The sequence below is a fragment of the Variovorax paradoxus genome (assembly GCF_009755665.1).
Lineage (GTDB): Bacteria > Pseudomonadota > Gammaproteobacteria > Burkholderiales > Burkholderiaceae_C > Variovorax > Variovorax paradoxus_G.
Window position 1 is genome coordinate 1,964,846 of the sequence record NZ_CP046622.1, and the last position, 22,343, is coordinate 1,987,188.

Annotated in this window: 25 protein-coding genes and 1 pseudogene; 13 read left to right on the forward strand and 13 right to left on the reverse strand. The window is 63.0% G+C overall.

What is annotated here, in order from left to right; genetic code table 11:
- Positions 1–75: 75 nt before the first annotated feature.
- The 4 genes and pseudogenes from GOQ09_RS09150 to GOQ09_RS09165 all read right to left on the reverse strand — a co-directional run bounded on the left by GOQ09_RS09150 (position 76) and on the right by GOQ09_RS09165 (position 2,317).
- Complete coding sequence (locus GOQ09_RS09150; protein ID WP_126748853.1) at positions 76–489, reverse strand: ExbD/TolR family protein; 414 nt, start codon at positions 487–489, stop codon at positions 76–78.
- 5 nt (positions 490–494) lie between these two features.
- Positions 495–1,211 (reverse strand): MotA/TolQ/ExbB proton channel family protein, encoded by a 717-nt coding sequence (locus tag GOQ09_RS09155; RefSeq protein ID WP_157613147.1) that lies wholly within the window; start codon positions 1,209–1,211, stop codon positions 495–497.
- Between the two features lie 22 nt (positions 1,212–1,233).
- Positions 1,234–1,936: pseudogene (locus GOQ09_RS26595) on the reverse strand (energy transducer TonB).
- A 108-nt stretch (positions 1,937–2,044) separates the two neighbouring features.
- On the reverse strand, positions 2,045–2,317 hold the full coding sequence (locus GOQ09_RS09165; RefSeq protein WP_018903007.1) for a (2Fe-2S)-binding protein: 273 nt from the start codon (positions 2,315–2,317) through the stop codon (positions 2,045–2,047).
- A 378-nt stretch (positions 2,318–2,695) separates the two neighbouring features.
- Here GOQ09_RS09165 and GOQ09_RS09170 point away from each other — a divergent pair, with 378 nt between their 5' ends.
- Genes GOQ09_RS09170 through GOQ09_RS09185 form a run of 4 tightly spaced genes read left to right on the forward strand, consistent with a single transcriptional unit; the run spans position 2,696 to position 6,687 of the window.
- A complete protein-coding gene (locus GOQ09_RS09170; protein ID WP_242631043.1) occupies positions 2,696–5,047 on the forward strand; it encodes a TonB-dependent receptor in 2,352 nt (783 codons plus the stop codon).
- Between the two features lie 46 nt (positions 5,048–5,093).
- Positions 5,094–5,780, forward strand: coding sequence for a Fe2+-dependent dioxygenase (locus tag GOQ09_RS09175; RefSeq protein ID WP_157613148.1), 687 nt, complete (start codon positions 5,094–5,096; stop codon positions 5,778–5,780).
- Between the two features lie 38 nt (positions 5,781–5,818).
- Positions 5,819–6,121 carry a PepSY domain-containing protein gene (locus tag GOQ09_RS09180; protein WP_242631044.1) on the forward strand — a complete coding sequence of 101 codons (303 nt, stop codon included), beginning with the start codon at positions 5,819–5,821 and terminating at the stop codon, positions 6,119–6,121.
- 11 nt (positions 6,122–6,132) lie between these two features.
- Positions 6,133–6,687 (forward strand): cytochrome b/b6 domain-containing protein, encoded by a 555-nt coding sequence (locus GOQ09_RS09185; protein ID WP_157613149.1) that lies wholly within the window; start codon positions 6,133–6,135, stop codon positions 6,685–6,687.
- Between the two features lie 46 nt (positions 6,688–6,733).
- On the opposite strand, the gene bfr is transcribed toward GOQ09_RS09185, so the two are convergent.
- The gene (bfr, locus tag GOQ09_RS09190; protein ID WP_157613150.1) at positions 6,734–7,210 is read right to left on the reverse strand and encodes a bacterioferritin; all 477 of its coding nucleotides are present in this window, start codon (positions 7,208–7,210) and stop codon (positions 6,734–6,736) included.
- A 261-nt stretch (positions 7,211–7,471) separates the two neighbouring features.
- Here bfr and ahpC point away from each other — a divergent pair, with 261 nt between their 5' ends.
- Both ahpC and ahpF read left to right on the forward strand, forming a co-directional pair.
- Positions 7,472–8,035: an alkyl hydroperoxide reductase subunit C gene (gene ahpC / locus GOQ09_RS09195; protein WP_157613151.1), complete on the forward strand. Its 564-nt coding sequence runs from the start codon at positions 7,472–7,474 to the stop codon at positions 8,033–8,035.
- 89 nt (positions 8,036–8,124) lie between these two features.
- The gene (gene ahpF / locus GOQ09_RS09200; RefSeq protein ID WP_157613152.1) at positions 8,125–9,696 is read left to right on the forward strand and encodes an alkyl hydroperoxide reductase subunit F; all 1,572 of its coding nucleotides are present in this window, start codon (positions 8,125–8,127) and stop codon (positions 9,694–9,696) included.
- A gap of 33 nt (positions 9,697–9,729) precedes the next feature.
- On the opposite strand, the gene ppsR is transcribed toward ahpF, so the two are convergent.
- Positions 9,730–10,551: a posphoenolpyruvate synthetase regulatory kinase/phosphorylase PpsR gene (gene ppsR, locus GOQ09_RS09205; RefSeq protein WP_021006527.1), complete on the reverse strand. Its 822-nt coding sequence runs from the start codon at positions 10,549–10,551 to the stop codon at positions 9,730–9,732.
- Positions 10,552–10,742: 191 nt separating this feature from the next.
- Between ppsR and ppsA the strand changes: the two genes are divergently transcribed.
- The 7 genes from ppsA to dnaB all read left to right on the forward strand — a co-directional run bounded on the left by ppsA (position 10,743) and on the right by dnaB (position 17,054).
- Positions 10,743–13,136, forward strand: a complete 2,394-nt coding sequence (gene ppsA, locus GOQ09_RS09210) for a phosphoenolpyruvate synthase (RefSeq protein WP_157613153.1) — start codon at positions 10,743–10,745, stop codon at positions 13,134–13,136.
- A gap of 207 nt (positions 13,137–13,343) precedes the next feature.
- Positions 13,344–13,892 (forward strand): hypothetical protein, encoded by a 549-nt coding sequence (locus tag GOQ09_RS09215; protein ID WP_157613154.1) that lies wholly within the window; start codon positions 13,344–13,346, stop codon positions 13,890–13,892.
- A 115-nt stretch (positions 13,893–14,007) separates the two neighbouring features.
- Positions 14,008–14,382, forward strand: coding sequence for a 30S ribosomal protein S6 (rpsF, locus tag GOQ09_RS09220; RefSeq protein WP_126748861.1), 375 nt, complete (start codon positions 14,008–14,010; stop codon positions 14,380–14,382).
- A gap of 7 nt (positions 14,383–14,389) precedes the next feature.
- Positions 14,390–14,707, forward strand: coding sequence for a primosomal replication protein N (gene priB, locus GOQ09_RS09225; RefSeq protein ID WP_242631045.1), 318 nt, complete (start codon positions 14,390–14,392; stop codon positions 14,705–14,707).
- 21 nt (positions 14,708–14,728) lie between these two features.
- The gene (gene rpsR, locus GOQ09_RS09230; protein WP_007830781.1) at positions 14,729–15,010 is read left to right on the forward strand and encodes a 30S ribosomal protein S18; all 282 of its coding nucleotides are present in this window, start codon (positions 14,729–14,731) and stop codon (positions 15,008–15,010) included.
- Positions 15,011–15,022: 12 nt separating this feature from the next.
- A complete protein-coding gene (rplI, locus tag GOQ09_RS09235; RefSeq protein ID WP_126748862.1) occupies positions 15,023–15,475 on the forward strand; it encodes a 50S ribosomal protein L9 in 453 nt (150 codons plus the stop codon).
- Positions 15,476–15,647: 172 nt separating this feature from the next.
- Positions 15,648–17,054, forward strand: coding sequence for a replicative DNA helicase (gene dnaB, locus GOQ09_RS09240; RefSeq protein WP_157613155.1), 1,407 nt, complete (start codon positions 15,648–15,650; stop codon positions 17,052–17,054).
- Here dnaB and GOQ09_RS09245 read toward each other — a convergent pair.
- The 7 genes from GOQ09_RS09245 to GOQ09_RS09275 all read right to left on the reverse strand — a co-directional run bounded on the left by GOQ09_RS09245 (position 17,048) and on the right by GOQ09_RS09275 (position 22,326).
- Positions 17,048–17,788, reverse strand: a complete 741-nt coding sequence (locus tag GOQ09_RS09245; RefSeq protein WP_126748864.1) for a helix-turn-helix transcriptional regulator — start codon at positions 17,786–17,788, stop codon at positions 17,048–17,050. The genes dnaB and GOQ09_RS09245 overlap by 7 nt on opposite strands.
- A complete protein-coding gene (locus tag GOQ09_RS09250) occupies positions 17,788–18,255 on the reverse strand; it encodes an MGMT family protein (protein WP_157613156.1) in 468 nt (155 codons plus the stop codon). Before GOQ09_RS09250 ends, GOQ09_RS09245 begins: the two co-directional genes overlap by 1 nt.
- Positions 18,252–18,701, reverse strand: a complete 450-nt coding sequence (locus GOQ09_RS09255) for a GyrI-like domain-containing protein (protein WP_242631046.1) — start codon at positions 18,699–18,701, stop codon at positions 18,252–18,254. Before GOQ09_RS09255 ends, GOQ09_RS09250 begins: the two co-directional genes overlap by 4 nt.
- 72 nt (positions 18,702–18,773) lie before the next feature.
- Positions 18,774–19,145: a VOC family protein gene (locus GOQ09_RS09260; protein ID WP_157613158.1), complete on the reverse strand. Its 372-nt coding sequence runs from the start codon at positions 19,143–19,145 to the stop codon at positions 18,774–18,776.
- Between the two features lie 162 nt (positions 19,146–19,307).
- A complete protein-coding gene (locus GOQ09_RS09265; protein WP_157613159.1) occupies positions 19,308–21,119 on the reverse strand; it encodes a PhoH family protein in 1,812 nt (603 codons plus the stop codon).
- A 211-nt stretch (positions 21,120–21,330) separates the two neighbouring features.
- Positions 21,331–21,807 carry a peroxiredoxin gene (locus GOQ09_RS09270; protein ID WP_007830801.1) on the reverse strand — a complete coding sequence of 159 codons (477 nt, stop codon included), beginning with the start codon at positions 21,805–21,807 and terminating at the stop codon, positions 21,331–21,333.
- A 135-nt stretch (positions 21,808–21,942) separates the two neighbouring features.
- Positions 21,943–22,326, reverse strand: coding sequence for an Mth938-like domain-containing protein (locus GOQ09_RS09275; RefSeq protein WP_157613160.1), 384 nt, complete (start codon positions 22,324–22,326; stop codon positions 21,943–21,945).
- Positions 22,327–22,343 lie beyond the last annotated feature (17 nt).

A 22,343-nucleotide genomic window follows, 5' to 3' on the forward strand; every position in this document is an offset into this window, starting at 1 on the left:
GCGATGAGTGAATGATAATGATTCGCAATAAAAAGTCAATCGCGGCGATCAACTTTTTTTTGCCGCATTCAGTGACTACTTCGCGTCCGGTTCGGTAATGAAGCCGATCTTGCGCACGCCGGCCTCGCGGGCTGCCGACATCGCCTTGGCAACACGTTCGTAGCGGACTTCCTTGTCGCCGCGGATGTGCAGTTCGGGCTGGGGGTTCTTGGCGGCTTCTGCCGCAAGGCGGCCAGGCAGCTCGCCATCCGCGATCTTCTGCTCGTTCCAGTAATAGTCGCCCTGGGCAGAAATACTGAAAAGGATGTTCTCCGGCTTGGCCTGCTCGGGTTCGCTGGTGGCGCGGGGGAGGTCGATATTGACCGCGTGTTTCATCACCGGCACGGTGATGATGAAGATGATGAGCAGCACCAGCATGACGTCGACCAGCGGCGTCATGTTGATCTCGTTCATCACCTCATCGGGTTCGTCCTGGGTACCGAAAGCCATGATGCTCAGCCCTTCTTGAGCGGAACCACGATGGCATCGCCGCTGCCGCTTTGCACGCGCGCGCCGGTCACGAAGTAGGCGTGCAGGTCATGGGCAAAGCTGTTGAGCTTGGTCAGCACGAACTTGTTGCCGCGGACCAGCGCGTTGTAGCCCAGCACCGCCGGAATGGCCACCGCCAGGCCCAGCGCCGTCATGATCAGCGCCTCGCCGATCGGGCCTGCCACCTTGTCGATGGTGGCCTGGCCGGCCGAGCCGATGCTCATGAGCGCGTGGTAGATACCCCAGACGGTGCCGAACAGACCAATGAACGGGGCCGTCGAGCCGACAGAAGCCAGGATGGCGAGGCCGGTCTGCAGGCGCGCCGTGAAAGCGTCGATGCCGTTGCGCAGTGCGCGCGTGATCCAGTCACTCACGTCGAGCGCGTCGTGCAGATGAGCCTTTGTGTTGCGATGGTGCGCAGCCGCCTCGCGGCCTTCGAGCGCCAGTGCGCGAAACGGGTTGCTGTCGTCCTTGCCGAGCTTGTTCAGGGCGGTGGCGAAGTCTTCGCTGTGCCAGAAGTCCTGCGAGTGCTTGGCAAAGCGCTTGTATTTGATGACGTCGAGGGCCTTGATGATGATCACGATCCACGATGCAAGCGACATGCCGATCAACAGCACCGCGACGGCCTTGGTGACGAAATCGCCCTGGCTCCAGACGTTCATCAAGCCGAATTGGGAATCCATACGAAGTTGCTCCAGAGAAAAATTAGTTCAATTTGAATGAGAAGGGCGCTCGCAGCAGGTAGGTCGTCTGCGCGTTGCCTCCTGTTTGCCTGAAGGGCGTGACCTGGGCGGTTCGGGCGGCACTCAACGCCGCCTCGTCCAGCCGTTCGAATCCGCTGGACTTGTAGAGTTCGACCCGCTTGGCGAAGCCTTCGCTGTCGAAGTAGATCGAGACGACGGTGGTTCCCGACTCGCCAAGACGCTTGCTCATGCTGGGAAATACCAGCTTGGGCTCCCTGACGTAGCGGGTCTGGCCTTCAGAGATCTCGATCATCCGCGGTGCCGGTGGGGCAGGGGGCGCGGGCGGCGGAGCGGGTGGTGCTGGCGGCGCCGGTGCTTCGACCGGAGGCGCGGGGGGGGCGGCTCGGTCACGCCCACCGGGGCGCTGGGGGCGGGGGTCGGCTTGGGTTCGCGTATCGCCACAGGCCTGGGCGGGGGCTTGACCACGTCGGGTTTGCGCTGCGGAGGCGGAGGAGGAGGGGGGGCGGCGGCGGTGCGGGCTTGGGCGGCTCGACGAACTGGCTCAATATTTCGACGGGAATCACCACCTCTGCAGCGCGGCGCAACAGGCCGCTTTGGAGCGCCCAAAGCGCGGCTGCATGAAACAGGATCACGCCTCCGGCAATGAGTGCATTGCGCGAAAGGCCCAGAACGGAGGGAGGGGGAGCAAAGCGGTCAGACACGATCAACCAATTCGAATGCGGACACGCGTGGAGCGTGCCCCGATTGCAGCAAAACCGCTACGACTACTGTTTACTTACGAAAGATCCACCAGACCGAGCCTGCGACAAGAATCAGGCTGCCGCCGAGTGCCGAGAAGAGTTCCATGCCTTGCTTTCCGAAATGGAGGTGGCAAGCTGGATCGCGCTCGTTCCCGATTCGCGGTTCAACGCGGCTACCGGATGCGAGGCACTGCACTGCGCAACGATATCGCGCGCACAGCCTTCACATTGGCCGCATTGAGTGGCCACGCCAAGTTCGAACTGGACTTCGTCGAAAGTCATGCCCGCCCGCACGTGACGTGCGATTTCACGGTCGGAGACTCGGCGGCAGACGCAAACGATCATGGCGGTGAAAGCAGCAGTTGGCTGGCTGGTTTGGTTCGGATGATTATAAATACGAATCTCTCGCATTTTCAATAACTATCACCTCGAGAGGTCTTTGGTGGTCTTTTGGGATGAAGTCGCATTTTTGCAACAGCAAATCTAAGTGCGAATGATTAAGACTACGTTCGAACCTACACTCCAGCCAAATTTCGGCAAGCCAAGCACTTCGACCGCGTGTCGTCGGACCCAGCCAGCCATTCAAAAAACTAGCCGTTTTCTGGCTTTCTGGAGGTTATCTTGGCCAATGCCGCCCGTCAGCGCGCTCGCACGTCGCGCTCCGTGTCTTCTTCAGTCATTGCGGCGGGCGCCGCGACAGGCGGTATGCCGCGAGAAGCGGCAATGCTTCCTTTCGGAGCCTTGATGCTGGCCGCCTCGGTCAGCAGTTGGGCTCAGACACCGCCGGCAACAGTGCAGGGCGGAACACTTGGCACCATCACGGTGACCGAACAGGCCGAGACGCAGGGCAAGGACCAGGTCCAGACCAAGAAAACCAACATCGGCAAGGGAACGCAAGAGATTCGCGACATTCCGCAGTCGATCAACGTCATCACCGAGAAGCTGATCGACGACGTCAAGCTCGACACACTCAAGGATGCCTTGCACTACTCGGCGGGCATTACCTTCGCTGCAACCGAAAACGGGACAGACCAGGACATCCGGCTGCGTGGTTTTCCCGTCGCAACCGTGGGCGACCTGCTGATCGACGGCATGCGCGACCCTTCGCAATATGACCGCGACACCTTCAATCTCGAGCGCATCGAGGTGCTGCGCGGTTCCGCGTCGATGATTTTCGGACGCGGATCCACGGGCGGCGTGATCAACCAAGTGTCGAAGAAGCCTTTGCTGGCCGACCAGACCGATGTTGAAGCCACGGTCGGCTCGCGAGGCTACTACCGCACCACGGCGGACTTCAACGTTCGCACGGGCGAAACCTCGGCATTGCGAATCAACGCGATGTGGAACAAGGCCGACAACGGCGGCGCCAAGATCGACAAGTACGGCATTGCGCCTTCGTACAGCTGGGGCGTCGGCACGGCCAACGAGTTCACTGTGGGGCTGTTCCACCTGAACGTGGACAACGTTCCGCTGTCGGCAGTTCGCTGGGTGGCGACCGGCCGGCAGGGCATTACCGGCTACAACGCGAGCGGCGTGCCGACTGTCGGCAGCCTGGGAACCCTCGCGCCCGTCAAGCCCGGCAGCTTCTACGGCACCACGGCCGACAAGCTCCTTGGCAAGGCCACGTACGGTACGGCTTCGTGGCTCCATCGCTTCGACGATGGCGGTGAATTGCGCACCCAGGTGCGCTCGGGCACCTTCGACCGCAACCAGTGGTCGACCGCTGCCGGGGCCAGCACCACGTTCGGTGCGCCCACGACGCTGGCCAACTTCAGCGAATACACGATGCTCACGCGTAGCGGCCTGACCCCGCGCAAGGATGAGTACAAGGGCACCTACCTGCAGAGCGACTACAGCAAGGAGCTGAACTGGGGCGGCATGAAGCACCAGTTGCTGGCCGGCGTCGACGCCTCGAAGGAAGAGGCGAGCCGCTACCAGAACGACGCCTTCTTCAACAACAGCTTCCGCGGACGCGCGCTGGGCTCGCGAGCCAACACCTTCGTCGGCACGCCGAACGACGGTGCGGGCCTGAGCGGCACGTTCGTGGAGCCGGTGTACCGCGACTCGAGCGCCTATTCCGCGAAGTCCATCGGTGTCTATCTGCAGGACCTGGTCCAGGTGGCCCCCGACTGGAAGGTTCTCGGCGGCCTGCGCTACGACCGCTTGAGCGGGGATTTCGATCAGTACACCTACTCGAACCCCGCCTGCGTGAGGCCCACTCCGGCACCGCGCGGCTACACGCAAACGGCGGATTGCAGCGATCGTCGTGAGCGCTATTCCGGCGGCAGCCCGTTCCCGACGGTCACCAGCACCCATCTGTCGCAAGGCGCATGGAGCTACCGCGCCGGCGTGCTGTACCAGCCTTCGACGACGCAGTCGTACCACCTGTCGTACAGCACTTCGTTCAATTCGTCGGCCGACACCTATCAGTATGTGTCGCCCCAGACCGCGGGCACGCCGCCCGAGAAGAGCCGCAACATCGAACTGGGCGCCAAGCTCGATTGGCTCGATGGCAAGCTCTCGACGCGCGCGGCCATCTTCCGCACAGAAAAGACCAACGAGCGCACCACCGATTCGGACTTTGCAGGCAGTTCCTATCTGCTGTCGGGCAAGCGCCACTCCCAGGGCCTTGAACTCGACGTAGTGGGCCGCCTCACGTCGCAGTGGGAAGTGTATTTCTCGTACTCTTTCATTCCCAGGGCAACCATCGACCAGGTGGGCAGCACTGCAACGCCCGGCACCGTGGGCTCGCGCGTCGGCCTGACGCCGAAGCACAGCGGCGCGGCATGGATCAGCTATCAGGCCACGCCCAAGCTGCGCATTGCGGGGGGCGTGCGCGGCGCGTCCGAGAACCGGCCTCTGCAAGGCGCCAGCGGTGCCGCCAGCCTGGCGAACAGCACCCCCGGCTACGTGGTCGGCGACATGATGCTCGAGTACAAGTTCACCCCCGACCTGTATGCGCAGATCAACGTCAACAACGTGACGAACAAGCTCTACGGCGATCAGCTCTACCCGGGCTTTGCGATTGCCGGTGCGAAGCGCACGGTGCTCTTCACAGTTGGGGCGCGCTTCTAAAAGTCTCTCGAGTTCCTAGAATAGCCAAAGCCGTTCTACCTGCCACATGCTCTTGCACATTCGCGAAGTGCTCTCGCTCGACGAGGTTCGTCAAGCCAGGGAAATTCTGGGCCAAGCTCCATGGGAGGACGGCCGCCTGACGGCGGGCGAGCAGTCCGCCAAGGCGAAGAACAACGAGCAGTTGCGGGAAGACTGCGAAGAAACCCGTGCCATTCAGCAACTGCTGCTGCGGGGCCTCGAGCGGCACCAGGTTTTCTTTTCGGCCGCGCTGCCGAAGCAGATTTCGCCGCCGCTCTTCAATCGCTACGGCGGTGAGTCCAACAGCTTCGGCAATCATGTGGACAGCGCGGTCCGTTTTCTTCGCGATGGCTCGGGACGGGTGCGCACGGACATCTCGTGCACCCTGTTCCTGGCCGAACCGAGCGAATACGACGGCGGCGAACTGGTCATCGAGGACACCTTCGGCACCCAGCGCGTCAAGCTTGCCGCCGGCGACATGGTGCTCTATCCGGGCACCAGCGTTCACCGGGTCCTGCCCGTCACGCGGGGGTATCGGCTGGCGAGCTATTTCTGGATTCAGAGCATGGTGCGCAGCGACGAGCAGCGCCGCCTGCTGTTCGAAATGGACAACCATCTGCGCCACCTTCGCACCAAATATGGCGAGACCGACTCCGGCGTGATCGGCCTCACGAGCACGTACCACAACCTGCTGCGCATGTGGCTCGACATCTGAGCCGCGGGCGTGGCGCCTGCCTATCAGGAAACGCATTCATGATGAACAAGTCACTTCTTTTCACCGTTGCCGCTGCGGCCGCAATGCTGTGGTCGACGTCCGCATCGGCTCAGTTCGTCGACCACGACGCCGTCAAATGCGCCGCCGTGCCCAAGGACGAAATGCGCCCGCAGATGGAGCTGCAGCGCAAGTTGACCGGCGAAGGTTGGAAGGTTCGCCAGATCAAGAACTTCAACGGCTGCTACGAGGTCTACGGCTTCGACGAAAAGGGCCAGCGCACCGAAGCATTCTTCGACCCCAAGACCTTCGAGAAGGTCGGTCAGGTGAAGCAGCCATCCTGAGGATGCGCAAGGTGCGTGCAGTGCCAGCGCGTCCGTCGGCGCGGGTCTGGGCGCTCTGGCTGCGCGCAACGCATTGGGCGCTGGTCGCCGCCATTGCCGTGGCGTGGTTCACCGGCGAGGCGTTGCTGCGGCAGCATGAACTGGCCGGCTACGCGGCGCTGGCCCTGGTTGCGGGCCGCTGCATCGGCGGATGGCTCGGAGGCCGCTATGCAAAATTCAAGCAGTTTGTGCGGCCTCCGTCGCAGGTGCTGCGCTATGCGGCCGAAGTGCTCGCACGGCGCGAGAAGCGCTACCTGGGCCACAACCCGCTCGGCGGCTGGATGGTTGTCGCCTTGCTTGCCGCCGTAACGGCTGTCGGCGTTACGGGATGGATGTATTCGCTGGATATGTTCTGGGGATTGGCGTGGGTGGAATGGCTCCACCGCACATTGGCCTGGACACTGGTGGCGCTGATCGCGCTGCATCTGGCCGGTGTTGCCTTCACGAGCTGGCGGCACCGGGAAAACCTGGTCGCCGCCATGCTCAGCGGGCGCAAGCATCCCGAAGAGCCGGGCGACGTCCCCTGACGGCGGCGCCCGCACGCCGTAAAGGGCCGAGCGGCCCCTACGGAATTCAGCCGATCTCGCCCATTTGCGACTGCAGGTAGTTCTGGAGCCCGACCTTGTCGATCAGGTCGATCTGGGTTTCGAGAAAGTCGATGTGCTCTTCCGTGTCGTCCAGGATTTCCTGCAGCAGGTCGCGTGAAACGTAGTCGCGAGCGGTTTCGCAGTACGCGATGCCGTCCTTGATGGTGGCTTGCGCCCCGGTTTCGGCGCCCAGGTCGCAGCCCAGCAGTTCGGGCACGTCTTCGCCGATGTTCAGCTTGCCGAGGTCCTGCAGGTTGGGCAGGCCGTCCAGCATGAAGATACGGTCCATCAACTTGTCGGCGTGCTTCATTTCGCCGATGGATTCCTCGTATTCCTTCTTGGCCAGTTTGTCCAAACCCCAATGCTTGAGCATGCGGTAGTGAAGGAAGTACTGGTTGATTGCGGTGAGCTCGTTCTTGAGCTGCGCCTGCAGATGTTCGATGACCTTGGGGTCGCCCTTCATGATTGTTTTCCTTGTTCTGAAAGTAGGGATTGTGAGAGGGGCGAGCGAGCTCTTGCAAGCAATCCCATGCTGCACTGGTCTGCATGCGTTTGATGGTGATACACGTTCGTATTCGACGAGGAGGCGAGGCCGACGGCCCCTTTGTTTTTCATAGCTCTCACCGATACAAGCGATAGCTCATTACTATTAACTAAAGCAATTTGGTAGCTATACTCATGGCTCGCACTTATTTTGTCCACCCGCAGCATCCAAGGAATCAACATGTCCCTGATCAACACCCAAGTCCAACCCTTCAAGACCCAGGCCTACCTCAACGGCAAGTTCATCGATGTGTCCGACGAGACGCTCAAGGGCAAATGGTCCGTGCTGATCTTCATGCCGGCGGCCTTCACCTTCAACTGCCCGACCGAAGTCGAAGACGCGGCCGACAACTACCCCGAGTTCCAGAAGCTGGGCGCCGAGGTCTACATCGTGACCACCGACACGCACTTCTCGCACAAGGTGTGGCACGACACGTCGCCCGCCGTGGGCAAGGCCAAGTTCCCGCTGGTGGGCGACCCGACCCACGCGCTGACCAACGCTTTCGGCGTGCACATCCCCGAAGAAGGCCTGGCACTGCGCGGCACCTTCGTGATCAACCCCGAAGGCATCATCAAGACCGCCGAAGTGCACTCCAACGAAATCGCTCGCGACGTCAAGGAAACCCTGCGCAAGCTGAAGGCGGCGGTCTACACCGCCGCCCACCCGAACGAAGTGTGCCCGGCCAAGTGGAATGAAGGCGACAAGACCATCGCTCCGTCGTTCGACCTCGTCGGCAAGATCTAAGCGTCCCGCGCGAAAGCCCGGGCGCTCACGAGTTCCCGGGCTTTTTTGCCCCAAGTTGATAGTTTTAAGTTATCGAAAGAGAGTCCCTCATGCTCGACGCCAGCACCAAAGCCCAATTGAAGAGTTACCTCGAACGCGCCACGCAGCCGATCGAGATCGTCGCCTCGCTCGACGACAGCAAGGCCTCGGGCGAAATGCTGTCGCTGCTGAAGGACGTTGCGGAAGCCTCGCCGCTGGTCAAGCTGACCGAAAGCCGCGACGACAGCCACCGCAAGCCCTCTTTCTCGGTCAACCGCCCAAGCGAGAACCACGGCCCGCGTTTTGCCGGCCTGCCGATGGGCCATGAATTCACGTCGCTGATCCTTGCGCTGCTGCAGATCGGCGGCTATCCCCCGAAGGTCGAGGAAGCCGTGCTCGAACAGATCCGCGCGCTAGATGGCGACTTCGAGTTCGAGATCTACGTTTCGCTCACCTGCCACAACTGCCCCGACGTGGTCCAGGCGCTGAACCTGATGGCCATCCAGAACCCGCGCATCCGCACCACGATGATCGAGGGCGGCACCTTCCAGGAAGAGGTCAAGGAACGCCAGGTGATGGCCGTGCCGACCGTGTTCCTGAACGGCACCGAGTTCGGCCAGGGCCGCATGAGCCTGGAAGAGATCCTCGCGAAGATCGACACCAGTGGCGTCGAGCGCGAGGCGAAGAAGATCGCCGCCAAGGACCCGTTCGACGTGCTGATCGTCGGGGGTGGCCCTGCCGGCGCCGCGGCTGCCGTGTATGCGGCGCGCAAAGGCATCCGCACCGGCGTGGCGTCGGAGCGTTTCGGCGGCCAGGTGCTCGATACGCTGGGCATCGAGAACTTCATTTCGGTCAAGGAAACCGAAGGACCGAAGTTCGCCCATGCACTCGAAGAGCACGTGCGCGACTACGACGTCGACATCATGAACCTGCAGCGCGCCAAGGCGCTGGTTCCGGGCAAGGACCTCATCGAGGTGCAACTCGAGAGCGGCGCTTCGCTCAAGAGCAAGTCGATCATCATTTCGACCGGTGCGCGCTGGCGCAACATCAACGTGCCCGGCGAGCACGAGTTCAAGAATAAGGGTGTGGCTTACTGCCCGCACTGCGACGGCCCGCTGTTCAAGGGCAAGCGCGTCGCGGTCATCGGCGGCGGTAACTCGGGCGTCGAGGCGGCCATCGACCTGGCCGGCATCGTGGGCCACGTCACGCTGATCGAGTTCGACACGGCCCTGCGTGCCGACGCCGTGCTGCAGCGCAAGCTCAAGAGCCTGAAGAACGTCGACGTGTTCACCAACGCGCAGACGACCGAGATCACCGGCGACCAGAAGGTCAACGGCCTAGTCTACAAGGACCGCGCGACGGGCGAGCTGAAGAAGGTCGAACTCGAAGGCGTGTTCATCCAGATCGGCCTGGTGCCAAACACCGATTGGCTCAAGGGCGTGGTCGAGCTGACGAAGCACGGCGAGATCGTGGTCGACGCCAGGGGGCAGACCTCGGTACCGGGCGTGTTTGCGGCAGGCGACGTGACGACCGTGCCGTTCAAGCAGATCATCATCGCGGCAGGCGATGGCGCGAAGGCGGCGCTGGGTGCGTTCGACCATTTGATCCGCACGTCGGCCCCTGTAGAGCAAGCGGCGGCTTAAAAGACGGCTGCGGCGGCCGGCTTCTCGGCCGCCTCAGTAAGTCAGGCGCTCGGGCTTCAGCTCCTGCAGGATGGTGGTGGCAATTTCCTCGATCGACTTGGTGGTCGTCGAAAGCCACCGGATGCCGGCCCGGCGCATCATGGCTTCGGCTTCGCTCACCTCGTTGCGGCAGTTCTCGAGGCTGGCGTAGCGCGAATCCGGCCGGCGCTCGTTGCGGATCTGGCTCAGCCGCTCGGGCTGGATGGTCAGCCCGAAGATCTTCTTGCGATGCGGCATCAAGGCCGGCGGCAGCTGGCGGCGCTCGAAATCTTCCGGAATCAGCGGGTAGTTGGCGGCTTTCAGGCCGTGCTGCATCGCCAGATAAAGAGAGGTCGGCGTCTTGCCGCTGCGGCTCACGCCCACCAGGATCACGTCCGCGCCTTCCAGGTCGCGGTTGCTCTGGCCGTCGTCGTGCGCCAGGCTGAAGTCGATGGCCGCGATGCGGGCGTCGTATTCCTTGCTCTTGCTCACGTCGCTGAAGCGGCCGATGCGATGGTTCGACTTCACGGCCAGTTCGATTTCCAGGGGCCGCACGAAGGTGCCGAACATATCGAGCAGCATGCCCTTGCAGCCGGTCTCGATCACTTCCAGCACTTCCATGTTGGCCAGCGTGGTGAAGACGATGGGGCGCACGCCCTCCAGTTCGGCCGTGTGGTTGATCTGCCGTACCGCCTGGTGCGCCTTGTCGACCGTGTCGGTGAAAGGCAGTCGGACGTGGCGCGGTTTCATCTCGAACTGCGCGAGCACGGCGTTACCGAAAGTTTCAGCGGTGATGCCGGTGCCGTCTGAAATGAAGAAAACAGTGCGTGTATGCATGGTGTAGCTCTTGCGGCCTTGTCCTGCGGCGCGTGCAATCTCGCCACGCCTACAATCCGGGCCATTATCGGGAATCCGCTTTCCCCTGACCCAATTCTTTCCATGCACGCCGCGCCAGCACCCAAAGCAACGACAACGATCGTGCCGCGCCGCCTGCATGCAGCACCGGTTTCAACTTCTGGAGCTTTCCCATGTCTGCACTTTTCGACGCGACCGCCTTGGTCGTACCGTTTGAAAACCTGAGGATGACCGACGTCGAGTCGGTCGGCGGCAAGAACGCCAGCCTCGGCGAAATGATCTCGCAACTGCCGCAGGGCGTGCGGGTGCCCACGGGCTTTGCAACCACGGCGCACGCGTTCCGTCAGTTCCTGGCCCACGACGGACTGGCCGACAAGATCAGCAAGCGCCTTGCAGCCCTGGACACCGACGACGTGCGGGCGCTGGCCGCGGCGGGTGCTGAAATCCGCGCCATGGTCGAGGCCCAGCCTTTCCCGGCCGATCTGCAGAAAGCCATTGCCGACGCCTTTGCGAAGCTGAGCGCAGGCAATCCGGCCGCGTCATTCGCGGTGCGTTCCTCGGCTACCGCTGAAGACCTGCCGGACGCCTCGTTCGCCGGCCAGCAGGAGACCTTCCTCAACGTGGTCGGCATCGAAGACGTGCTGCACAAGATGAAGGAGGTTTTTGCTTCCCTCTACAACGACCGCGCGATCAGCTACCGCGTTCACAAGGGCTTTGCGCACGACGTGGTCGCGCTCTCGGCCGGCGTGCAGCGCATGGTCCGCTCCGACCTCGGCGCCGCCGGCGTGATGTTCACCATCGACACCGAGTCGGGCTTCGAAGACGTGGTGTTCATCACCTCCAGCTACGGCCTGGGCGAGACGGTGGTCCAGGGCGCCGTGAACCCCGACGAGTTCTACGTGCACAAGCCGACGCTGCGCGCTGGCAAGAAGGCCGTGATCCGCCGTAACCTCGGCTCCAAGCTGATCCAGATGGAGTTTGCGACGCCCGAAGAGAAAAAGGCCACCGGCAAGCTGGTGAAGACCACCGACGTCAAAGCCGAGCAGCGCAACCGCTATTCGCTGAGCGACGCGGACGTCGAGCAGCTCGCCAAGTACGCACTGGTCATCGAAGAACACTACGGCCGCCCGATGGACATCGAATGGGGCAAGGACGGCACCGACGGCCAGTTGTACATCCTGCAGGCGCGGCCTGAAACCGTGAAGAGCCAGCAGCAGGGCAAGGCCGAGCAGCGCTACAAGCTGCTGGGCAAGGGGGCAGTACTGGCCGAGGGGCGTGCCATCGGCCAGAAGATCGGCACCGGCCCCGTGCGGCTCGTGCACAACATCAGCGAGATGGACAAGGTGCAGGCCGGCGACGTGCTGGTTACCGACATGACCGACCCGAACTGGGAGCCGGTGATGAAGCGCGCCGCCGCGATCGTCACCAACCGCGGCGGGCGCACCTGCCACGCGGCCATCATTGCGCGCGAACTCGGCATTCCGGCCGTGGTGGGTTGCGGCGACGCCACCGACCTGCTGAAGGAAGGCACGCTGGTGACCGTGAGCTGCGCCGAGGGCGACACCGGCTTCATCTACGACGGCCTGCTCGAAACCGAAGTGACCGAAGTGCAGCGCGGCGTGATGCCCGAAATCGACATCAAGATCATGATGAACGTCGGCAACCCGCAGCTGGCCTTCGACTTCGCGCAGCTGCCCAACCATGGCGTGGGCCTGGCGCGGCTCGAGTTCATCATCAACAACAACATCGGCGTGCACCCGAAGGCCATCCTCGACTATCCGAACGTCGACAACGACCTGAAAAAGGCCGTCGAGTCGGTGGCCCGGGGGCACGCGTCGCCGCGCGCCTTCTACGTCGACAAGGTGGCTGAAGGCATTGCAACCATCGCCGCGGCCTTCTGGCCCAAGCAGGTCATCGTGCGCCTGTCGGACTTCAAGTCGAACGAGTACCGCAAGCTGATCGGCGGCAGCCGCTACGAGCCGGAAGAAGAAAACCCGATGCTCGGCTTCCGCGGCGCCGCCCGCTACCTGAGCAAGGACTTCGGCGAAGCCTTTGCCATGGAATGCGAGGCGCTCAAGCGCGTTCGCAACGACATGGGGCTGACGAACGTGCAGATCATGGTGCCCTTCGTGCGAACGCTGGGCCAGGCCGAGCGCGTGACCACGCTGCTCGGTGAGCATGGCCTGAAGCGCGGCGAGAACGAGCTCAAGCTGATCATGATGTGCGAAGTGCCGAGCAATGCCGTTCTGCCCGAGGAGTTCCTGAAGTTCTTCGACGGCTTCTCGATCGGATCGAACGACCTGACCCAGCTCACGCTCGGCCTGGACCGCGATTCGGGACTCGAACTGCTGGCCGCCGACTTCGACGAGCGCGATCTGGCCGTCAAGGCCCTGCTGAGCCGCGTCATCAAGGCCTGCAAGGCCGAAGGCAAATACGTGGGTATCTGCGGCCAAGGCCCCAGCGACCACCCGGATTTCGCGCTTTGGCTGGCGGAGCAGGGCATCGAATCGATCTCCCTGAACCCGGACAGCGTCATCGACACCTGGCAGCAGCTCGCCAAGCGCTGACGGACCAAAAGGCGGAGTTGCAGCCGCCGGATGAAAGGCAGCGGGAATCCCCATTGGGGAAATTCCCGCTGCCGCAGCGCATAAATGAATCAAAATGTGTTCTTTATGCCAGACTTGTGACGCTCACGAGGGCGGCAGTCGCTTGAGGGTTGCGCATGGCGAAATTGCCAGTTGCGCAAACCGGCGGTACATCGCGAAAGAAACATCATGATTCTTGTCAAGACAGAAGCCGGGCAGCAGGTTTTCAAGGACCGTTCTGTGCCGCTTTCGCCGCGCCAGCGCACGGCGTTCATCCTGTTCGACGGCAAGCGCTCGGTCGATGAGGTGCTGGCTGCGGGAAACGGCATTGCGCGCGAAGAGATCGACCAGATGGTCGAGTTGGGGCTGCTCCAGCCAGCCGCCGGAAGCAAGGCGACCGCGGCGCCCAAGCCGCCCGAATCCGTGGCCGCAAGCAAGGCGGCGGCAACCGCCACGCCGCAGCCTTCCGCCGGAAGCAGGGCACCCGAGCCGGCAAAGCCGAAGCAGGTCGAACCCGCGCCCGCTGCTGCTGGGGGGCGCAGCAGGCAGCAGCGCTACAAGGACGCCTATCCCATTGCTACCCAACTGACCGGAGCGCTCGGGCTGATGGGCTTCCGGCTCAACCTGCAGGTCGAAGGCACCACGAGCTATGAAGACCTGGTGGCGCTGGCGCCCAAGATTCGCGCTGCGGTGGGCGCCGAGAAGGCGGCCGCCCTCGATAAGGCCTTGAACGACTGAGCGCTGGACCAACGCCGTGCCTATAGTGCTACAATAGCCGGCTTTGCCTTGCCACACTGCGCCCGACGCTGCAGGTGGCTTTTCCTCTTCCACGGAAGAATCCACAAGGAGTGCCATGCGTCACTACGAAATCATTTTGCTGATCCACCCGGATCAGAGCGAACAAGTTCCGGCCATGCTGGAGCGCTACAAGGGCCTGATCACGGCCGGCGGCGGCAAAGTCCACCGCGTTGAAGACTGGGGTCGCCGTCAGCTGGCTTACCAGATCAATAAGCTCAACAAGGCGCACTACCTGTGCGTCAACATTGAAGCCGAACAAGCCGTGATGGGCGAACTCGAACACGCGTTCAAGTTCAACGACGCCGTGCTGCGCCACCTCACCGTCCAGAAGAAGAAGGCCGAAACCGGTCCTTCGTCGATGATGAAGACGGTCGAGCGCGAAGAAGCCCGCAAGGCCCAGCAGGCCGAGTACGCCGCCAACAACAGCTGATAGCGGCGTGACCGCTGCCGCTGCTGCGGCAACCGGGGTCAATCAGCTCCTGCTGACAGCCTCCGTTGCCGAACTCGGAACCTTGCGATACACGCCCGCCGGCCTTCCCGCCATCGACCTGAAGCTCGAACACGAGTCGACGCTTCAGGAGGCAGGAAAAGCCAGGCAGGTGAAAACGGCCCTCAAGGCCGTTGCGTTCGGCGCCATCGCCGAACGGCTCGCAACGCAGTCGATGGGTAGTCTCTGGTGTTTTCAGGGATTTCTCGCGACACCGGGCAACGGCAAGCATCCGGTCCTGCACATTCAGGATTTTCAGCAAAATTAATTTTCGACAAGAGGTCCCCAAATGGCCACGTTCAAGAAATTCAACAAAGACAAGCGCCCGAAGCGCAACACCCAGTCGCTGCTGTTCAAGCGCAAGCGCTTCTGCCGCTTCACCGTCGCTGGCGTCGAGGAAATCGACTACAAGGACATCGACACGCTGCGTGACTTCATCAGCGAAAACGGCAAGATCATTCCCGCACGCCTGACCGGCACGCGCGCGATCTACCAGCGCCAGCTCAACACCGCGATCAAGCGCGCACGCTTCCTCGCGATGGTGCCGTACAGCGACCAGCACCGCGTCTAAGGAGCAAGCACCATGCAAATTATTCTTCTGGACAAGGTTGTCAACGTCGGTGGCCTGGGCGATATCGTCAAGGTCAAGGACGGCTACGCACGCAACTTCCTGATTCCGTCGGGCCGCGCCCGCCGCGCCACCGCTGCCAACAAGGCCGAATTCGAAGCCAAGCGCGCCGAACTCGAAAAGGCTGCGGCCGCCAAGCTGGCTGAATCGCAAGCCCAGGGCGAAAAGCTCGGCGGCACGACCATCAAGCTGACCCAAAAGGCTGGCGTCGATGGCCGTCTGTTCGGCTCGGTCACCAACGGCGACATCGCCGAAGAGCTCGGCAAGCAAGGCTACAAGGTTGCCAAGTCGCAAGTGCGCCTGCCCAACGGCCCGATCAAGGTCGTCGGCGACAGCACCGTGAGCGTTGCGCTGCACACTGACGTGGTGGTCGACATCACCGTGACGGTCTACGGCGAAACCGCCTGATCGTTATTGCGGCGCCTTGTGCGCTGCCGCAAAAGCCGCCTCCGGGCGGCTTTTGTTTTTGTGCCTCAGAGTTTTCCACTCCGTTGCACCGGAAGATCACCGTTTATTCACAACCTTGTCCACACGCGCAACGCCGTGCGCGGCTTAGCATGCAGGGTTGCAAGGGAAGTCCATGTCCGCCGTTTTCTCCTATGCCGACAATGACCCGTCGGCCGATCGCCAGGTCGCCAAACTCCGCATTCCGCCTCACTCGATCGAGGCCGAGTCGAGCGTGCTCGGCGGCCTGCTGCTCGACAATGGCGCATGGGACCGCATGGGCGACCTGCTGGTCGACGGCGACTTCTACCGCCACGAACACAAGCTCATTTACGCGGCCATCGGCGGGCTGATCAATGCCAGCAAGCCGGCCGACGTCATTACGGTCTACGAGCAGTTGCAGGGCCTGGGCAAGGCCGAGGAAATCGGCGGGCTGGTCTACCTGAACTCGCTCGCGCAGTATGTGCCGAGCGCCAGCAACATTCGCCGCTACGCCGAGATCGTGCGCGAGCGCTCCATCCTGCGCAAGCTGGTGTCCGCGAGCGACGAGATCGCGACCAACGCCTTCAACACGCAGGGCAAGTCGGTCGACAAGATCCTGGACGAGGCCGAGCAGAAGATCTTCAACATCGGCGAAGAAGGCACGCGGATGAAGCAGGGCTTCCAGAGCATGGATGCCCTGGTGGTCGAACTGCTCGACCGCGTGACCGAAATGGCCGAGAACCCGAACGACATCACCGGCGTGCGCACCGGCTTCTACGAGTTCGACAAGATGACTTCGGGCCTGCAGCCGGGCGACATGATCGTGCTGGCCGCGCGTCCCTCCATGGGCAAGACCTCGCTGGCCATCAACATTGCCGAGCACGTGGCATTGAACGAAGGGCTGCCGGTGGCGGTCTTCTCGATGGAAATGGGTGCCTCGCAGCTGGCGGTGCGTATCGTCGGCTCGATCGGGCGCATCGACCAGGGGCACCTGCGCACCGGCAAGCTCAGCGACGAAGAGTGGCCGCGCCTGACCGAAGCCATCGAGAAGCTGCGCAACGTGTCGCTGCACATCGACGAGACGCCGGGCCTCTCTACCAGTGAGCTGAGGGCCAATGCGCGCCGGCTCGCGCGGCAGTACGGGCGCCTCGGCCTGATCGTGGTCGACTACCTGCAGCTCATGTCGACCAGCATGAGCGGCGACGAGAACCGCGCGACGGCAGTGGGTGAAATCTCCCGCGGCCTGAAGATGCTCGCCAAGGAGCTCAAGTGCCCAGTGATCGCGCTGTCGCAGTTGAGCCGCGGCGTTGAAAGCCGTACCGACAAGCGCCCCATGATGAGCGACTTGCGCGAATCCGGCGCTATCGAGCAGGACGCGGACATCATCATGTTCATCTACCGCGACGACTACTACGACAAGAACAGCAAGGAGCCGGGCGTGGCCGAGGTGATCATCAGCAAGCACCGGAACGGGCCCACGGGCACCGTCAAGCTGGCCTTCCTGAAGCCGCTCACCAAGTTCGAGAATCTGGCCAGCTACGGCAGCAGCGACGACTACTGACGCTGCGGACTTGTTGTAGCTGCCGCTGTTTCCTCAGCTTTGCATTCGGCCGCAGCCCGGGCCTTAAGCTGGCGCATCATGTCGGCCAGCGTCTTGCCCGCTTCGTCGCGAAACCGCTCTGGGAGCACATCGACGGCATCCATGCGGTCGAGGCGAAAACCTCGAAAGTCGCTGCGCAATTCGCACCAGGTCGAAAGCGTCCAGACCTTGCCCCAGTAGAAGCAGCCGAGCGGACGCACGGTGCGTTCGCTGGCGTCGCCCGATACATCGCGATAGCTTAGGCGCAGCTTTTGATGCGCCTCCACGGCCTCGCGCAAGATCTGCAGCCTGGCTCGGATGGTGTCGTCCAGGCCCAGCGCGGGCGCGTAGAGCGCCAGCGCCTCAGCCGACACGCGTGCCGCCGCCGGCAGCACCGAAAGAATCTTGCCCAGCCCCGTTTCGATATTGCGCGCCAGCGCCGGGTCGACCCAGCTCTGCGCCAGCCGGGCCGCAGCGACGAGGGCGGAGGCCTCTTCCTGGCTGAACATCAGCGGCGGCAGTTCGAAGCCCGCGCCCAGCCGGTAGCCCACGCCGGCTTCGCCTTCGATGGGCACGCCCTGGTGCTGAAGGTCGGCGACGTCGCGGTACACGGTGCGTTCTGACACTTCCAGGCGCTGCGCCAGGAAGGCGGCCGTGGTGAGCCGGCGGCCGCGAATGATTTGTACGAGCTGGAACAGGCGGTCAGCGCGGCGCATCAGTGTGTCCGAACCAGTTTCTTCGCGAAGTCTTCGACGAAATAGCGCTTGCCGCGCTGGACGACTGTGTGGCCTTCAGCCTCGAGCTTTGTCATTTGCGCCTCGATGCCGCCGGGGTACTTGGCATTGAGCTCGCCGCCGATCTTGAGCGTTCGCCAGTAAGGCGTCTCGGCCTCCGCTCGCACGGCTTCTGCGGCCGCATGCGCGACCATGTGCGCAAAGATTGCCGTGGTCACCGTGCAGCCGATGGTGGCACCGTGGCGGACGGCAATGTTCTCGCCAATGCCAAAGACGGTGGCGAGCCGGCCTTCAGGAACTTCCCGCATCGCTTCTTCGACCTCGCGGGGTGAGGGCGTCGCAATGGTGCCCTCGCCGTGCCGCTTGCGCAGGGGTGGAGGAATCTCCTTGACGTTCGGCAGGTGAGGGTAGCCGGCGAGCCTGTCGCGCCAGCTCTTCTTGGTGCTCATGAAACTCCGATGTGGATCGCCACTTTGTCAGGCCCGTCGTACGCTTCGAAATCGCTGCGGTAGCGGCGCGTGATTGTGGGGTTTGCCTCGAAATACTGCCAGATGCGCTGCCAGGTATCGATCACCATGTGCGGCATTTCGCCCTGGCCTGAGAAGACGAGGTAGTCGCCGGCTTCGATGCCGACTGCCGCTGCTCCGTCCGAGACGGCCACACCCACAGTCACGTCGAAGGCGCCATGGGCGTCGGACTCGTAGCCGGAGTACACGCCGAAGATGCGGGCGTCTTGCGTGCGGTGGGGCGTCGAGCGGTAGGTCTCTTCCCCGAAGAAGCGATTCCACAACGGGCCGATGCGGGCCGTGGCCGCGTCGTTCTCTTCGCTGTTGGTGGTGCGGACCATGAGCCCTGCGACCTGAAATTCGCCATGATGCTGGCGGACCGGTTCCATCTGTTTCTTCTCCTGCATGAATGATGTCTTGATGTTGTTGAGGCCGTGGTGCGAAGCGCTGCTGCTCGCCAATCATGCAAGGGCATGAAGGCCGACTTCGTTGCCCTCGGTATCGCGCAGATGGGCGATGAAGCCCATGCCCTCGGGCAGTGCCGATTTGGGCGCCACGATCTGGCCGCCGGCCGCCTCGACGCGGGAAAGCACCGCATCGATGCTCGGCATGCAGTCGAGGTAGATGCGAATGCCGCTGCCTGCGCGTGCGCTGGCGTTCGCGCCGGCCTGCAGGGCACCGCCCGTGGCCGGATTGTCGTAGGGAAAGACGGCGAGCGTTTCACCGCCGAACTCCTGCCGGCGCAGCGTGCGGCCAAGAACGGTTTCGTAGAAGGCTTGGGCGCGGTCGATGTCGGCGACCGGAATCTCGAACCAGCTGATGGCGTTTTGCATGAAGTGCTCTCTTTCGTTTGTGCGTTGAAGGAGCCTCGATGGTGCGGACAGGCTCCTGACAACGTCGTGTCAGGAGGCTGTCACCACGAACGAAAAAAAGCCCGCTGATGCTCCTCGGAGCATGCGCGGGCCTTGATTGATCGGCGGTCGCGGGAAGGCGGCTTAGAGCACGTCGCTCGCGAAGTCGGCCAGCCGCGAACGCTCGCCGCGCGCCAGCGTGATGTGGCCGCCGTGCGGCCAGCCCTTGAACTTGTCGACCGCGAAGGTCAGGCCCGAAGAGCCTTCCGTGAGGTACGGCGTATCGATCTGCGCGAGGTTGCCCATGCAGATGATCTTGGTGCCCGGGCCGGCCCGGGTGATCAGCGTCTTCATCTGCTTGGGCGTGAGGTTCTGCGCTTCGTCGATGATCACGTACTTGTTCAGGAAGGTGCGGCCGCGCATGAAGTTCATGCTCTTGACCTTGATACGGCTGCGGATCAGCTCGTTGGTGGCCGCGCGGCCCCATTCGCCGGCGCCGCCGCCGTCACCCTTCGCCAGAAACTCGAGGTTGTCATCGAGCGCGCCCATCCAGGGGCCCATTTTTTCTTCCTCGGTGCCGGGCAGGAAGCCGATGTCCTCGCCCACGCTCACCGTGGCGCGGGTCATGATGATCTCGGTGTAGCGGCGGTCGTCGAGCACCTGCGTCAGGCCCGAGGCCAGCGCCATCAGCGTCTTGCCGGTACCGGCGGTGCCGGTGAGGGTGACGAAGTCGACCTCCGGGTCCATCAGCAGGTTCATCGCGAAGTTCTGCTCGCGGTTGCGCGTGTTCACGCCCCACACCGCGTTCTTGCCCGAGCTGTAGTCCTTCAGTGTCTTGAACACCGCGGTCTTGTCGCGGATTTCGGTGACCCGGGCGTACATGCTCGGCTCGCCCGGCGCCTCGAAGTACACGAACTGGTTGATGTACAGGTTGGGCACCAGCGGGCCGCTGATGCGGTAGAAGGTGCTGCTGCCGCTTTGCCAGCTCTCGACGGTCTTGCTTTGGCGCGTCCAGAAGTCCGCCGGCAGCGCGAGCGAGCCTGCGTAGAGCAGGTCGCCGTCTTCCAGCGTCTTGTCGTTCTGGTAGTCGTCGGCGGCCAAGCCGAGGGCGCGCGCCTTGACGCGCATGTTGATGTCCTTCGACACCAGCACCACCTCTTGCTTTGGCCGGCCGGGCTGGTCCTTGGCGTACTGGTCGCGCAATGCCTGGACCACGCCCAGGATCTGGTTGTCCGCCTTGCCCTGGGGCAGGCTGACCGGCAGCGAATAGTCGAGCGGCGCGGTCTGGAAGAACAGCTTGCCGCCGGCCTCCCGGTGGCCCGTGGTGTCGAGCTTCAGCCCCTTGGCAATGTCGGCGTCCTGCGCCGCGGCCAGCGCGTCGAGCGTGCGGCTGGTCTGGCGGCCATTGCGGGCGACTTCCGTGGTGCCCTTCTTGTGGCCGTCCAGTTCCTCGAGCACGATCATCGGCAGGAAGATGTCGTGTTCCTCGAAGCGGAACAGGCACATCGGGTCGTGCAGAAGCACGTTCGTGTCGAGCACGAACAGCTTGGCCGGGCCGTTGGACTTGGCGCGCTTGGTGCGGGCTGGGGTTTGCGGCACCGCAACTTGCGCCGGCGCCGGCACATAGGCGGCCGGCGGTGCTTCGGGCTCGCTGCGGGCAGCGGGCCGCTGCTCCCGATTTCGGTCCTCGTTGCGTTCCTGGTTCCGCTCCTGATTGCGGGAAGAGGCGGTTTTCGACCTGCCACGGCTCGCAGGCGCGGCTTCCGCACCGCCGCCTACCGCCTCGGCGGCGTTGCGGTCGAACAATTCCAAGGGCTGGGGGCCGCTCGTCGAGGCCGAGTCGGCGCGCGATTCGCCCGAGCGGCGCGATCCTTTGTGCGAGGAGCGGGCGGGTGCATCGTGCGCATCCGGCGAGAGCAATGCGGCGCGTTTCGTGGGGGCGGGAGGCAGTGGCATGTGTCAGGTCGCTCGCAGGAGTTGAAAACCAGAAAACGAAAAAGCCGCCTGTAGACCAAGGCGGCTTTGTTCGGGGAATGCGGTCGTGGAGCTCAACGGCATGAGGCCATTATGCACACCGGCCGTGACGCGTCTCGTGCTCTTTGCACCGTTCGTTGGGCATTCCCCACGAAGCGATGCAAAAGCGCACAGAAGGCGCTTCTTGTAACTGTCAGGCAGCTTTCTTGAGCGCCTTGACGGCCTTGAGCACGTCGTCGACATGGCCGGGAACCTTGAGGCCGCGCCATTCGGCCTTCAGGATGCCGTCGGCGCCGATGAGGAAGGTGCTGCGCTCGATGCCCTTGACCTTCTTGCCGTACATGATCTTGTTCTTGACCACGCCGAACATGTGGCACATTTTTTCTTCGGTGTCGGCGATGAGTTCGAACGGGAGTTCGAGCTTGGCCTTGAACTCGTCGTGCGACTTCATGTTGTCGCGGGACACGCCGAACACGGTGGCGCCGGCTTTTTCGAAGTCCTTGTAGCGGTCGCGGAACTGCATGGCTTCGGTCGTGCAACCCGGAGTGTTATCTTTCGGGTAAAAATACATGACCAGCACGTGGCCGAGGTGCGAGGTATTCGAAACTTTCAAGCCGCCCGTGGCGTTGGCGTCGAATTCAGGAATGGGTTTGTTGACAACGATCGCCATGAAACTTGTTTTCTCCGTTGGTTTCCATTGAATCGAGCTCTTTCGGGCACACTCGATGAATGGAGGATTGGTCGTTGCTAACTGAGGGCAGCTGGCCTGTTCGCAACCCGGTATTTTACCCCGAAAAGCTCCCCCTCAGCCATCCTGGGGCGGTTCGACCAGCAGGGCGGCAATCACATGGCGGCCTTCGCCGGCTAGGATGTTGTAGGTACGGCAGGCGGCGGGGGTGTCCATGGTCTCCACGCCAGTGCGCTTGGCCATGAGCGGCTGCAGCCAGGCGGCCTGCGGAAAGCGGATGCGCGATCCGCTTCCAAAAATGATCAATTCCGCGCCAAGCGAGGCCAACTGGGCGAAATGCTCGGGCCCGAGTTGCTCGAAACGAGTGCAATTCCATGCGAAGCGCTCGCCTCGAGAGCCGACCACTACGCTGCCCTCGACCTTCTCGTTGTTGATCGCAACCCACCCGGGGCCGTGAGCGGTGAGGGACTGGGCGTCGGATTTGTCGGGCTGGAGCTTCATCGGGGCACTGGGAACTG

Coding starts and splice junctions, on each gene's coding strand:
- GOQ09_RS09255 (WP_242631046.1), bottom strand. CDS start 18,701: ATGGAACCGGTCCGCCAGCATCATGGCGAATTTCAGGTCGCAGGGCTC.
- GOQ09_RS09265 (WP_157613159.1), bottom strand. CDS start 21,119: ATGCCACTGCCTCCCGCCCCCACGAAACGCGCCGCATTGCTCTCGCCG.
- GOQ09_RS09150 (WP_126748853.1), bottom strand. CDS start 489: ATGGCTTTCGGTACCCAGGACGAACCCGATGAGGTGATGAACGAGATC.
- GOQ09_RS09250 (WP_157613156.1), bottom strand. CDS start 18,255: ATGAGCACCAAGAAGAGCTGGCGCGACAGGCTCGCCGGCTACCCTCAC.
- bfr (WP_157613150.1), bottom strand. CDS start 7,210: ATGAAGGGCGACCCCAAGGTCATCGAACATCTGCAGGCGCAGCTCAAG.
- ahpC (WP_157613151.1), top strand. CDS start 7,472: ATGTCCCTGATCAACACCCAAGTCCAACCCTTCAAGACCCAGGCCTAC.
- rplI (WP_126748862.1), top strand. CDS start 15,023: ATGCAAATTATTCTTCTGGACAAGGTTGTCAACGTCGGTGGCCTGGGC.
- ppsA (WP_157613153.1), top strand. CDS start 10,743: ATGTCTGCACTTTTCGACGCGACCGCCTTGGTCGTACCGTTTGAAAAC.
- rpsR (WP_007830781.1), top strand. CDS start 14,729: ATGGCCACGTTCAAGAAATTCAACAAAGACAAGCGCCCGAAGCGCAAC.
- GOQ09_RS09245 (WP_126748864.1), bottom strand. CDS start 17,788: ATGCGCCGCGCTGACCGCCTGTTCCAGCTCGTACAAATCATTCGCGGC.
- rpsF (WP_126748861.1), top strand. CDS start 14,008: ATGCGTCACTACGAAATCATTTTGCTGATCCACCCGGATCAGAGCGAA.
- GOQ09_RS09275 (WP_157613160.1), bottom strand. CDS start 22,326: ATGAAGCTCCAGCCCGACAAATCCGACGCCCAGTCCCTCACCGCTCAC.
- GOQ09_RS09260 (WP_157613158.1), bottom strand. CDS start 19,145: ATGCAAAACGCCATCAGCTGGTTCGAGATTCCGGTCGCCGACATCGAC.
- ahpF (WP_157613152.1), top strand. CDS start 8,125: ATGCTCGACGCCAGCACCAAAGCCCAATTGAAGAGTTACCTCGAACGC.
- GOQ09_RS09165 (WP_018903007.1), bottom strand. CDS start 2,317: ATGATCGTTTGCGTCTGCCGCCGAGTCTCCGACCGTGAAATCGCACGT.
- GOQ09_RS09175 (WP_157613148.1), top strand. CDS start 5,094: ATGCTCTTGCACATTCGCGAAGTGCTCTCGCTCGACGAGGTTCGTCAA.
- GOQ09_RS09270 (WP_007830801.1), bottom strand. CDS start 21,807: ATGGCGATCGTTGTCAACAAACCCATTCCTGAATTCGACGCCAACGCC.
- ppsR (WP_021006527.1), bottom strand. CDS start 10,551: ATGCATACACGCACTGTTTTCTTCATTTCAGACGGCACCGGCATCACC.
- GOQ09_RS09155 (WP_157613147.1), bottom strand. CDS start 1,211: ATGGATTCCCAATTCGGCTTGATGAACGTCTGGAGCCAGGGCGATTTC.
- dnaB (WP_157613155.1), top strand. CDS start 15,648: ATGTCCGCCGTTTTCTCCTATGCCGACAATGACCCGTCGGCCGATCGC.
- GOQ09_RS09170 (WP_242631043.1), top strand. CDS start 2,696: ATGCTTCCTTTCGGAGCCTTGATGCTGGCCGCCTCGGTCAGCAGTTGG.
- GOQ09_RS09215 (WP_157613154.1), top strand. CDS start 13,344: ATGATTCTTGTCAAGACAGAAGCCGGGCAGCAGGTTTTCAAGGACCGT.
- GOQ09_RS09180 (WP_242631044.1), top strand. CDS start 5,819: ATGATGAACAAGTCACTTCTTTTCACCGTTGCCGCTGCGGCCGCAATG.